General features: G+C 39.0%; 12 protein-coding genes and 1 riboswitch. Of the genes, 5 read left to right on the top strand and 7 right to left on the bottom strand.

Annotation, left to right across the window (positions count from 1 at the left end):
* The first annotated feature begins 89 nt into the window (after nt 1-89).
* Nucleotides 90-211: riboswitch (SAM riboswitch) on the top strand.
* A 110-nt stretch (nt 212-321) separates the two neighbouring features.
* The 4 genes from BN986_RS02700 (at nt 322) to BN986_RS02685 (ending at nt 4,930) form a co-directional block, all read left to right on the top strand.
* On the top strand, nt 322-1,422 hold the full coding sequence (locus BN986_RS02700) for an iron-containing alcohol dehydrogenase family protein (RefSeq protein ID WP_040978089.1): 1,101 nt from the start codon (nt 322-324) through the stop codon (nt 1,420-1,422).
* A 21-nt stretch (nt 1,423-1,443) separates the two neighbouring features.
* Nucleotides 1,444-2,259, top strand: a complete 816-nt coding sequence (locus tag BN986_RS02695) for a MetQ/NlpA family ABC transporter substrate-binding protein (RefSeq protein WP_040978088.1) — start codon at nt 1,444-1,446, stop codon at nt 2,257-2,259.
* Between the two features lie 121 nt (nt 2,260-2,380).
* A complete protein-coding gene (locus BN986_RS02690) occupies nt 2,381-3,973 on the top strand; it encodes a glutathione ABC transporter substrate-binding protein (RefSeq protein WP_040978087.1) in 1,593 nt (530 codons plus the stop codon).
* Between the two features lie 306 nt (nt 3,974-4,279).
* Nucleotides 4,280-4,930 carry a lysoplasmalogenase gene (locus BN986_RS02685; protein WP_040979141.1) on the top strand — a complete coding sequence of 217 codons (651 nt, stop codon included), beginning with the start codon at nt 4,280-4,282 and terminating at the stop codon, nt 4,928-4,930.
* Between the two features lie 80 nt (nt 4,931-5,010).
* Here the strand turns inward: BN986_RS02685 and BN986_RS02680 are convergent, their stop codons facing one another.
* The 3 genes from BN986_RS02680 to alr all read right to left on the bottom strand — a co-directional run bounded on the left by BN986_RS02680 (nt 5,011) and on the right by alr (nt 7,474).
* A complete protein-coding gene (locus BN986_RS02680) occupies nt 5,011-5,568 on the bottom strand; it encodes an NADPH-dependent FMN reductase (RefSeq protein WP_040978086.1) in 558 nt (185 codons plus the stop codon).
* Nucleotides 5,569-5,997: 429 nt separating this feature from the next.
* Entirely contained in the window at nt 5,998-6,318 is a 321-nt protein-coding gene (locus BN986_RS02675; RefSeq protein ID WP_040978085.1) for an MGMT family protein, read from the bottom strand.
* A 25-nt stretch (nt 6,319-6,343) separates the two neighbouring features.
* Nucleotides 6,344-7,474: an alanine racemase gene (gene alr, locus BN986_RS02670; protein WP_040978084.1), complete on the bottom strand. Its 1,131-nt coding sequence runs from the start codon at nt 7,472-7,474 to the stop codon at nt 6,344-6,346.
* 326 nt (nt 7,475-7,800) lie between these two features.
* Between alr and BN986_RS02665 the strand changes: the two genes are divergently transcribed.
* Nucleotides 7,801-8,712, top strand: a complete 912-nt coding sequence (locus BN986_RS02665; protein ID WP_052400596.1) for a YitT family protein — start codon at nt 7,801-7,803, stop codon at nt 8,710-8,712.
* Nucleotides 8,713-8,998: 286 nt separating this feature from the next.
* Here the strand turns inward: BN986_RS02665 and BN986_RS02660 are convergent, their stop codons facing one another.
* The 4 genes from BN986_RS02660 to BN986_RS02645 all read right to left on the bottom strand — a co-directional run bounded on the left by BN986_RS02660 (nt 8,999) and on the right by BN986_RS02645 (nt 12,616).
* Nucleotides 8,999-9,694, bottom strand: coding sequence for a hypothetical protein (locus BN986_RS02660; RefSeq protein ID WP_040978083.1), 696 nt, complete (start codon nt 9,692-9,694; stop codon nt 8,999-9,001).
* A gap of 171 nt (nt 9,695-9,865) precedes the next feature.
* Nucleotides 9,866-11,140: a group II intron reverse transcriptase/maturase gene (gene ltrA, locus BN986_RS02655; protein ID WP_040978082.1), complete on the bottom strand. Its 1,275-nt coding sequence runs from the start codon at nt 11,138-11,140 to the stop codon at nt 9,866-9,868.
* 680 nt (nt 11,141-11,820) lie between these two features.
* Nucleotides 11,821-12,123 (bottom strand): hypothetical protein, encoded by a 303-nt coding sequence (locus BN986_RS02650; RefSeq protein ID WP_040978081.1) that lies wholly within the window; start codon nt 12,121-12,123, stop codon nt 11,821-11,823.
* 82 nt (nt 12,124-12,205) lie between these two features.
* A complete protein-coding gene (locus BN986_RS02645) occupies nt 12,206-12,616 on the bottom strand; it encodes a Spx/MgsR family RNA polymerase-binding regulatory protein (protein WP_040978080.1) in 411 nt (136 codons plus the stop codon).
* Nucleotides 12,617-12,663: the final 47 nt, after the last annotated feature.

The raw sequence follows: 12,663 nt of genomic DNA, 5'->3' as shown, positions 1-12,663 counted from the left end.
TATTATATCTCACTAGCAAGGATCTATCATTTAATGTCATTGACTTTTCTCATATTTCATATTAAAATATATCAACAGTTACATAAGAACTCTTATTGAGAGTGGCGGAGGGACTGGCCCGATGAAGCCCGGCAACCTTTCTAGAAAAGAAATTGTTCTAAAAAAGGTGCTAAATCCTGCAAAGCGTATCATGTGCTTTGGAAAATAAGAGAGGACGTTTCGTAAATGAACTTTTTCAACCTCTCTAGAACGAAATAGAGAGGTTTTTTATTATGTACCATTTTCGAAAATTTGAACACACTATAAAGGGGATATCTTACCATGCAAACAGTTACTGTAAAGGGCGCACCCAGCCATTATCAAATTGGTGAAGGCGCTCTGAAACACCTTGTCGAAAATTTGAACGACCTGCATGTAGAACAAATTGCAGTTGTTGCCGGGCGGACTGCATGGCAACAAGCAAAGCCTTATCTTCCTTCCGCATTGGTAGACAAAGTAGAAGAAAAAGACATACACTTTGCTGACGGACATTGCACGGTGGAACGGACCAACAGGCTTGCAGAGTTTTATCAAGAGCAGCAAGTCGACGCAGTGATTGGCATCGGCGGGGGAACAGCTTTAGATATTGCGAAAGCAGCGGCTACGAATGCACAAATAAAAAGCATCTTAATTCCTACCATTGCCGCAACCTGTGCAGCTTGGACGCCGTTAAGTGTTTTTTATCTGGAAAACGGAGCTCATTCCCATTATACAGAGTACCCTGAATCCAATACGCTAGTAGTCGTAGAACCAGCAATTATTGCGGAAGCTCCTGTAAAATACTTAAAAGCAGGCATCGGGGATACATTAGCAAAATTCTATGAAGCTCGCTCTTTAGTTGAAGCCTTCTATCCAACAGGCACACTTCCAGTTTGGCTGCACATTTCTCAATTTGCAGCACGTGCTTGCAAGGATATTTTGTTGGCTGACAGTCAAGCGGCACTTGAAGCTTGTGAAAACAACCAAGTAACCGACGCCCTTATTCGCGTTATCGAAGCAATTATCGCAACAGGCGGTATGGTTGGCGGTTTTGGTGGGAAAGCCGGACGTATTGCCGGTGCGCACTCTATTCATAACGGTTTGACAGCTGCACCACAAATTGCGAATTCCCTTCACGGGGAGATTGTCTCCTATGGTATTTTAATTCAACTTGCAATCGAGCAAGATACAGAGGAACTTAATAAGTTATTAGCTTATTATGATACATGGAATTTCCCAACCAGCTTAGCAGATTTCTCCATAAAGACGGATGATCAAGAGTTGCTGGAAATCATTGCAAACAAAGTAACAAGAGAAGAAGAATCTATCCATTTGATGAAAGAAGTAATCCATGCAGATACAGTTATTGACGCATTTTTACAACTTGAGAATTTTTCAAAATAAAAAAAGAAGGTAGGAACAATCATGAAAAAGAAATATTTACTTAGTATTACAGTTTTATTATTCATTTTCCTCACTGCTTGTGGCGGAGATGATGAAGACAGTGGCTCAGATTTGCTTGAAGACGGCGTATTAACAGTAGGTGTAACAGCCGGACCACACGAAGAAATTGTAGAAAAAATAGCTGAAATTGCAGCAGAAGACGGTTTAGAAATTGACACAGTAGTTTTTACTGATTACGTGATGCCTAACGTTTCACTAGATGAAGGGGACATTGACATTAGTAGCTTCCAAACAGAACCTTTCATGGATAGTATGGTGGAAGAAAGAGGCTTAGATATTGTTAAGGTAGCAGACACCGTTACTTTTCCAATGGGTGTTTATTCCGAATCGGTTGATTCTCTTGAAGATATTCCAGATGGTGCAACATTAGGGCTTCCTGGAGATCCTTCTAATAGCGGCCGTGCTTTATTATTATTTGAACAAGCTGGTCTAATCAAATTAGAAGAAGGCTTAGGAGTAAATGCTACATTAAATGATGTTGTTGAGAATCCGAAAGATCTTGAATTACTTGAATTAGATTCTGCGCAAATCCCTAGACAGCTTGGCGAAGTAGATGCAGCAGCTATTAATTCAAACTTTGCAATTGAAGCTGGACTTTCTCCTAACGATGATTCCATCTTTATCGAGCAAGATTCTACATTCGTTAACTTAATTGCCACACGTGCAGAAAACCAAGATGATGAGGTAGTTCAGCAATTTATTGATATTTATCATACAGACGAAGTAAAAGAATTTATTGAAGAAAACTTTGAAGGTTCTGTTGTTCCAGGTTGGTAAATTTATATTAACAAGTATTCTAAAGCCTGATTATGTTGCTCTATAATCAGGCTTCCAATTAGAATTACTTTCATTTATTAAAGAGTCATTTAGTTAACTATGCAAAAGGAGAAATAGCATCATGAGAATAAACAAAAAAATATATGTATTTCTATTTATTGCTCTGCTGAGCTTCGTTCTAACTGCTTGCGCTAGTGAACCAGATGATAATACATCTGACAGCAATACGGTTGGGGAAGGAACGCAGGGCGGCGATTTAATCATTACGACACCGGCCGATGCTGTATCGCTTGATCCGGCAGCTTCTAATGATACACCATCCAGTGATGTACAAAGAAATATCTTTGAGACACTTGTTGCTCAAGATGAAAATATGGAAAATCAGCCATTACTTGCAGAAGAATGGGAACAAATTGATGATACAACATGGGAATTCAAGCTTCGTCAGGATGTCACATTTCATGATGGCTCTGAATTTAATGCCGATGTTGTAAAAGCAAATATTGATCGTACCCTTGATCCGGAGGTTGGCTCACCGCGGGCAATTATGTATAATATGATTTCCGAAGTAGAAGTGATTGATGATTACACCGTTCATTTTAAAACAGAGTATCCTTTTGCTGCATTACCAGCCCACCTTGCTCACCCAGGCGGCGTTATGATTTCAAAGGATCAGATTGAAGAAGATTATGCTGCGATGGAAAATGGAGAAGAAGCCGGCTCTGTGATTAGTGAGAACCCGCAAGGCACAGGCCCTTTCAAATATGAAGATTGGCAGCCTGGTCAACAGATTCAATTAGTAAATAATGAAGATTACTGGGGTGAACCTGCATTGCTCGATTCTGTAACATTTAAAGTAGTTACAGAAGATTTGACCCGTATTGCAGAATTACAGACAGGTGATTCTCATATCGCTAATTCACTCAGCCCATCAGACATAGATCAAATTGAAGGCACCGACCACTTATCTGTACAGTCTCAAGAGAGCCTGGCACTTTCCTATTTAGGATTTAATATGGAGAAAGAACCGTTTGACGACGAACGTGTTCGTCAGGCAATCGCCAAAGCCATCAATAAAGAAGACATCCTTTCCGGTATCTATGATGATATTGGAATTCCGGCACATACTCCCGTCGCACCAAGTGTGTTTGGTTATAATGAAGATGTAAGAGATCAAGAATATAATGTAGAAGAAGCAAAGGATTTGCTTGCTGAAGCGGGCTATGAAAATGGTTTTTCTACAACGATTTGGACAAATGATGATCGTCAACGTATCGATACAGCTACAAATATTCAGGCACAACTAAAAGAAATTGGTATTAATGCAGAAGTAAGAACCATGGAATGGGGAGCAATGCTTGAACAAACAGCTAATGGGGAACATGATATGTTTGTCTTTGGCTGGACAACGGTTACCGGGGACGCAGATAACGGCTTATATCCTTTATTCCATTCTGATAATTTAGGTGAACCAGGAAATCGGACGTTCACAGACAATGAAGAGCTTGATGAATTATTAGACCAGGGTCGTCAAGAAAGTGACCCAGATGAGCGATTAGAGCTTTATCGCCAAACGCAAGAATTGCTCGCTGAAATCACACCAATGGTTTATATTCATCATCAGGAATATTTATTAGGAGTTGATGATAGCGTAAAAGGGCTGACTCAATCTCCAACACAGCTATTAAATTTAAAAGAAGTTTCTATTGAATAATAAAAATATCTCTCCTTGTCTTATATTTTAATTTGACAAGGGGATTTTTTTCATACTCTCCCCAGGTTAAATTTCTTCCCTTCCATGATTAGCATTTGTTCGGCCTTTACTTGAACAAGAATGCGGGAAATTTAGTCGAAGCTTCATAAAGTCCATCGTTTTTCCTTTCCTACCGTGTTAAGAAATTCTAAAAAAGATTTTCTTTGATATATCTAGAATTTGTTATATAAGCATTTTTTTACTATGATGAAACTAAAGGTTTCTGAAAATTTTTATTCTGTTCAATGAAGGGATGTATCTATTTTGATGCTCTACCGCTTACCCATCTTAATTCTGACTACAGGCATTGTCTATATATTTATCTCTCCATCTGAGCCTTTAGCATTTAGCATTTTCTTTAAGGTTATTCCAATGGTGCTGATCCTGATCTATGCTTTTGAACAATCTCTGCCAACACGAAAAGCAGTGCATTATTGGATTATTGGCGGAATCACATTTTCCTTAATCGGTGATGCAACACTACATTGGTTCTTAATCGGTCTGACTGCCTTTTTTGTTGGTCACGTATTCTATACCATTGGATTTTTAAAAGTATGGCGTTTTTCTTTACCAAAAAGTCTCTCTGCCATACCGCTTATTCTTTTTGCTGTCTGGATTGGATACCAGCTTATCAGCCAGCTTCAAGCAAATGGAGAAACAGCTTTTATTATTCCTGTTGCCGCTTATATTGGAATCATTATCTTGATGGCCTTTACAGCAATCATGACCGGAAATCGCTGGGCAACTCTGGGAAGTATATTATTCATCGTTTCTGACAGTGTTCTAGCTTGGAATATGTTTATATCCAGCTTTACAGGTGCAAGTGAAATGATTATGATCACTTATTATGGTGCTCAATTTCTGATTGCCCATAGTCTATTTACTATTGATTCGAAACGTAAAGGTATTTCCTGGTAAATATCAAGAGCGATTCAGCACTTCCCAAGGATGAAAAAAACCTCTTATGAACAATACTTCATAAAAGGTTTTTTATATGTTTATAAAAATGGTGTTATCTCCGGGTGTTTCTGTAAAATATCTACATAATGAATTAGATCATTTGATAATTTATTTAAGCGATCAATCACATTTTGATTCGTAATCACGTAATTTGTATAATCTTTTTCTTCAACAAAAACGTATTTAGGAATCACCCATGCATGCATATAGTGAAGAATTGGCTTCAAATGCTGCTCTGGAACTAAATAATGCTTGGTTGTTCCTGCTGTTGCAACAATCGCGACCATTTTATTCCGAAATGCATCAACTGGTAAAAGGTCAAAAATATTTTTTAATGTTCCCGGGATAGATGCTTGAAAAACTGGCATACCGATCAGGATTCCATCAGCTTGCATTATCTTTTCCAATAAGGCTTTTGTATCGCCCGTATAATCTTTATATGGACGGCCATCACTAAATACCACATCATAATCCTTCAAATCTAACAGCTCTGCTTCCACCCCTGTATGCTCTTTTTCCATATAATTCAATACATGTTCCACAGTAACTCTTGTTTTCGAGCCCACTGTCGAACCAGATATACCAACTATTTTCACGGAGCATCCCCCTATGTTATGAATTTGTTCTCTATCTAAAAATCCTTATCCGATTCTCAATCAGTCTATTCAGACACTTGAATACATATTTACTCCATTTGCCTATATATGTTCGAAAACGCAGTATTCGTTAAAAGGCCGGTTGATGACATATTTTACTTTTTAACAGCGAATACTAGAATGAGAACGTTTCTCAAAAACAATGATTTATCTATATTATACCTAGTTAACAAATTGAAATACAGTTAGATGCTTATGGGCATCTAACTGAAAACAATAAAACGCTTCAACTCATAAAACGAAACTTCATTCAGGGGGAGTTTTTTCTTTTCTCCCCCTGAATGATTAGTTGAGTGATTCAGGGAGTTAGCGCCCGTTATCTCCCGCCTGAATAAATTTATTCTCCCTCTTTATTTAGAGGCGGGAGTTTTACAGGCGCTTCTCCGTGATAAACCATTGGTATTGGTTTAAATCCACGTACCCGCTGGCGTTTACTTGGACACCCTCTTCTTCCAAACGAGTACGCTGCTCCCAACTAGCCTCTTCTTTTGGGATGGCTAGTTGGCCTTTCGCATTGATTACACGATGCCAAGGCAATTGATGTTTTTTACTCATAGAGTGGAGTACCCGGACAACCTGCCTTGCCGCTCTTGGATTACCTGCTTCTCTGGCTACCTGTCCATAAGTCATGACTTTTCCAGGGGGTATCTTCCGTATTATTTTGATAACTTCTTCCGTAAAAGGGGTCATCCTTTATCCTCCCTATCCAATCATGTTATTTCACATATTTTCTTGGTACTCGTTTACCGATTAAACAAACCGTTTCATAATGAATGGTTTGCATTTGCTCTGCGACAACATCTAAAGAAATATAGCCCTCACTCGGCTCGCCAAAAATGGTGACAATATCATTTTCATTAACATCATCTACATCAGAGACATCCACCATAGTCTGATCCATGCAAATACGCCCGACAATCAGACACTCCTTTCCACGAACCGTCACGTGTCCCTGATTGGATAAAAGACGTGAAAAGCCATCTGCATATCCAATCGGCAAAGTGGCAATCTTTGTTTCCTTCGTTGTTGTATAAGTTCTGCCATAGCTGATGGATTGTCCGGCTGGAACATTTTTAATAAATACAGGCTTTGTTTTTAAGGTCATCACCTGTTTCAGGGGTAGGATTTCCTTTAAATGCGGTTCCGGATAAAGACCATATAAGCTAACACCGACACGTACCATATCCAGATGCATATCTGGATATGCAATGGTCCCAGCACTATTACAGCAATGCTTAATTGGAATTGGGTACCCTTTTGCTTCTACTGCCTGATAAACATGCTGAAAGTTTTCAAATTGCTGATACGTATAATCACTCGATTCTCCATTATCCGCTTCTGCAAAATGTGTAAAGATTCCTTCCAGCTCTATTTCTTCCTGATCCAATGACTGACATAAATGGATCGTCTCTTCTGCTGTACGCACACCAATTCGAGTCATGCCCGTATCTATTTTGATATGGACTTTCGCTTTTTTTTGTAAAGTTTTTGCTGCCTGACAAATCGCGTCTATGGTCTCTTCCGAATAGACTGTCAGGGTGATATCTTGTTCTACGGCTTTATGAACAGCATGGGCAGGCGTATAGCCCAATAATAATACTGGCGCAGTAATCCCTGCTTCTCTTAGGGAAAGCGCTTCATCTAAGAATGCAACACCAATATAATCAGCTCCATTCGCCAACGCTTCTTCGGCAATGGGTACCGCCCCATGACCATATCCATCTGCCTTCACCACTGCCATAAACCGGGATCCTTCACGAATATGCTGTTTAAACTGCTTCACATTATACGCCAAAGCTTGTAAAGATACTTCTGCCCACGTATCACGAAAACTCGTTGTTATCATATTATTCCCACCTTGTTTATCATCATCGCTTTTATGTTTACCATACCTTTTATTTTACAATAATATACTATTCTCATTTTATCACTTTCACTCTTGATTGGATAGATATACCCACAGCCTAGTATATAGACGATGAGAGTATATGTATGAAAAAATTTGGGGTAAATGGATCGCAAATACCGGGATATATGTACTTAATATAATGTTTTTCTCAACAGCTGCGTCTTGCAGTATTTGTAATTTATCTTTATTGCTTTACACACAGAATAATTATAGTATGATTCCTATTGGTAGGAAAAACTATTTTATCACTGGAGGTTGAGGAAATGAAGCAAATCATTCTTGCACTAATCGGCACCATTTTTTGTGCCCTGGCAACTACGATATTCGCCATGCCGAACCAGATTGCAGACGGCGGTATCCTAGGAATTGCACTTTTACTCTTTTATTCTCTTGGATGGTCACCTGGTATTGTTACAATGGTTTCCTTTATTATATTACAGCTAGTCAGTTTTAAATTTCTTCCCAAGAGTATTGTCATAAAAACAATGATTAATGTACCACTTCTATCTCTGTTTATATTTTTAACTGAAAATTTAGTCACTCAACCTCTGGGTGATCCTTTAGTAGCTGCCGTTTTTGCAGGGCTGATCATGGGGATCGGGTTTGGTTTAATCATCCAATCAGGGAGCTCCATTGGAGGTACTTCGACAATAGCCCGGCTGCTCGCACAGCGTTATGAATGGAATGTCGTGCTTACCACCTTTGTTATGGATGCCGTTATCGTATTGGTTGGAATTTTTATCATTGGACCTCTTTACACACTTTATACCATTATTGCTTTATTTATTGGCAAAGTAGCCAGCGACTATGTCATTGGCGGATTTGACTCTAAAAAAGCTGTGACGATTATTTCTCCTGAATTTAAAGAAATCGCTCGTCAAATTAATACAGTCATGTCGTCCAGTGCTACCTTTATCAATGGATCCGGATCCTATACAGACCGTCAGCATTATATACTTTATATCATTGTCCCAAGTTACCGCCTCATAACGCTGAAACGAATTATCCGGGAAATTGATTCCAGTTCATTTATCGTGGTACACAATGTGAAAGACGTATCTGGCGGCACTTTCTTTGCGCCGACGACAGAAGATGAAGCTGCCTTTACCGGGTTTGAAGAAGAAAGCATCATTACTGAAAACGATCAAATTTTACCGGATAAAACAGACGAATAATGTAGAACAAAAGCGCAGAGCGCCTGTTTAAAAACGTAGAGATTGCGCCCCCGGTTTTTGGGGGTGGTTCGACTTTAGTCGAACTTCCTTTATTCTTGAGATAAAGGAAACACGGTGAGGTGACGAACCAATGTTGACTTATCGTAGGGCGCGACGTGAAATCTCCTAGTTTTTGGCGCTCGGAGCTGGACGTGGCTGTTTTACTATAAATAGTTATCCACAAGGCAATAATTCTATAATTTCCTATGCAATGAAGAAAGAAGTGAGCTGCTATTTATCAGACAGCTCACTTCTTTAATGTTTCTTTGGAAGACTTCGTATCGTCTTTTTGGATAACATTCCACTTGCCCCCGAATAACTGGATACTTTTTTCAAGCTTCTTGATAACTTCATCTGCTCTTTCATAAATAATCCCCCGCAAATCATGTACTTGCCGCATTACTTTTTCAAGCCATGCCTCCTGTTTATCAAGTCTCTCATGAAGTACGGTGAGTTCTTCTCCCTTTTGATTATAAATATCATCCAGTTTATTCCCTTGTTCTTCCACTTTTTTTGTCATTGTTTCATTTACCTCATCTATTTTTTCAAGCTTAACCAGAATCGATGCTTGGTTAGCTTTCATCTCATCTCGCTCTGCCTTTGTTCTTTCTTGAATAGCAAGAATTTGATCCAGCTGTTTCCTCTCACTATTTGCATTTTCATCAAGCAAATTTAAACGTTTTAATACCTTCTCCTGTACTTCCTGCTGATGCTTTTTATTTTTATCCATTTCCTTTAATCTTTTCGCGATACGCTCCAATTGCTGATTTTTTGCAAAGGTATCCCGCTGAAGCTGCTGTAATACTTCTGCAGACTCTCTTTGCATTTCCAGCTGTTTCTGTTCTCTCTCACTGGCATGTGCATAAACAAACATTTCCTGATTAGATGAAGCACCTTTTATATCATCTGTATAAATACGCTCCTGCCGATTTAGATATACCATTTCAATCACCTCTAAAATCAGCTTATGCACAAACAAAAAAATAGGACGAATTTTGGTTATTTGCCTATATTCGAATTTTTTAAATGGATAATCGAGTAGAGGGAAAAGCTAAATAACTTTTCGCCCCTCTCACACCACCAGTACATACGGTTCCGTATACGGCGGTTCAATTTATATTTCAGTGTGTACTTTTAGATAACGGTCTAAGGCAAAGGGGATACCTCTTTGCTTTAGTCTTTTATTAGACAATGCTCTCTGAACAACTTTCGACAACCCAGTAAATCGGAAACCTTTCCTACAATAGGTTAGCCCCTTGGCTTCTTCCTTTGGTATACCAAGTTGTATGAGAGATTTAATTCTCTTTTTGTTGTTCTTCCATTGTTTCCAGATAATTACTCTTATTCTGGAGCGCAACTTCGCATCTATAGACTCTAAAACGCTCTTCATATTAGCTACCCTAAAATAGTTGACCCAACCATACATGACCTGTTTTAACTTGATGATTCTGTCGTTTAAGGAAATACTCCAATTTCGCTTGGTTAATCGGCGCAGTTTCCTTTGGAATTTTTGAACCGACGTTTTACTGGGTCTCGGTTGAAATTTCCTCTTATTTGAGTCATAGTAAAAACCAAAGCCTAGAAATGTTGTTTTCGTAGGGCGTGAGATTTTACTTTTCTCCATATTTACCTTTAGCCCCAGTTTCTTTTCGATAAATGTTGTAATGGAAGTAAGAACTCTATTTGCCGCCTTTTCACTTTTGACAAAGATAAGGCTATCGTCTGCGTATCTTACGAAACGCAGACCTCTTGCCTCCAGTTCCTTATCAAACTCATTCAACATAATGTTACTTAGAAGTGGACTAAGGTTGCCTCCCTGTGGGGTTCCTATAGTTGTATCTTCATATTTCCCATCGACCATCACACCACTTACGAGGTATTTTCGTATCAGAGAAATGACATCACCATCTTTGATTGTGTGCGAGATTATTCGCATTAACTTATCATGATGGACAGTATCGAAAAATCGTTCCAGGTCAATATCCACCAACCACTGGTATCCGTCATTGATATATTCCAATACTTGCGTGATTGCCATTTCGCAACTTCTTCTTGGTCTGAAGCCATAACTGTAGTCACTGAATTGTTTTTCAAATATCGGGCTGAGCACTTGGCTAATTGCCTGTTGGACAACTCTGTCAACCACTGTTGGAATACCCAATTTGCGCATCTTTCCATTTTCTTTCGGAATTTCTACGCGCAGTGCTGGCATTGGTTTGTATTTTCTTTTCTGGATTTGCGTTCGCAATTCCTCTTTGTGTTTCCTTAGGTATGCTTTCAGTTCATTTACTGTTACGCCGTCTACCCCACCTGCACCTTTGTTTCGGTACACTCGAAGATAGGCTTCGTTCATATTTTGATCGCTTAAAATCTTTTCTAAAATTTCCACACTCGTTTCTTCCTTTCCTTTCACGTGACGGAGAACACTTCTATTTTTGACTATCCTCTGAGATACGCTCATACTTTCATCATTAACACATTCAGAAGTTTATTCTTCGTGCATTCATGGCGTAGAAACACTATAAATTGTTCAGCCCTTCATGATTTTCATCACTACTACGGCATCGGCTGACTTCTCACGATAAACCTTTTTCGACCAGCTTTCTTTTTAGGGGTCTCCTCAGCTGTCCGTGAGACCTCCCAGGGTAAGACAACTATCTTTCCTCTTTTACTCGCCTAATTTACTCTGCAGGGTTACGCACATCTTTTGGATTTTGACTTGTTATGGAGCCTTATCCGCCTACAGAGCCTTCGTATCAGATTTCTGTTCGTCGAGCCAAGATTTTGATACACGCTTCCTTCAGCCTTTACCTCACGATAAATGCTTTGCGCTTCTCTAGTGGTTGGTTGATGTGTACCTCCACAGTGGATTTCCACCACCTAGATAGTCGCCATGCCTGGCGCACATAGGAAAAAGCTTAAGCAATATCTCATTTGCTCAAGCTTTCTTTCTTACATATACATATGGATAAAGCCATTTGGCTCTGGGGATGAGCTAAGGCTTTGAGAGCAGTAAAACTTGCCCGAAGGAAGGATATTTCAAAACTTCGAGCTGTTTTTTAAATTTCTTTAATCCCGATGGGTGGTACTATGTGTTCGAGCTTTAAATGCATCGATAAACTGTTCGGGTGAAGATTTTATAATGTAGGCGTAAACTCCTTTAAGCGTGTGTAGATAAAGCATTCCTTTTGTCTTATTTCCAGTAAGGCGATACGAAATATCCATTACATTCTCAATCGGAAATTCCCTGTACCTTGTGACAATTTTGTCTTCATAAAGATACATATAACGTTGTTCTTCTGTATCCTTTTGCTCTAATGCATTTACTTGACGGACTACTTTTACATACGGTTGTTTGGCAATAAATTGCATTGTCCCCTCCGTTAGTTCATCATTCTTAAAGTATGTGTTCAAAAGAGCCATAAAATGCGCTTTCAAACCATTGTTTTATTCATTAACTTTCTGCAACTCGTAAATGATTCTTTCTCCATTGCAGCCATTGGTTTTCTCTTGTTTGACGTGGTAAAAACTGACGGATATCTTCTTCGTGGTATCCAACCTGCAATCGTTTTGCATCTACCATAATTGGGCTGCGCAGAAGACGTGGATATTCTTGAATAATTTCTAACAGTTCCTGTAATGGCAATGCTTCGATATCCAGGTCTAAATCTTTATAGATTTTAGAGCGGGTCGAAATAATCTCATCTGTTCCTTCCACGGTCATGCGAAGAATATTTTGCAGTTCATTTACTGTCAACGGCTCCCTAATTACATTACGTTCTGTATATTCGATTCCGTTTTTCGTAAACCATTGTTTTGCCTTTCTTGTTGATGAACATGCTGCACCATAAATTGTAACTGTCATTAATCATACCCCATTTATATATAGTTTCTTTCTTCCTATCATCAGAG

The sequence above is a fragment of the Oceanobacillus jeddahensis genome (assembly GCF_000750635.1).
Classification (GTDB): Bacteria; Bacillota; Bacilli; order Bacillales; family Amphibacillaceae; genus Oceanobacillus; species Oceanobacillus jeddahense.
This window is presented reverse-complemented; position numbering and strand designations above follow the sequence as displayed.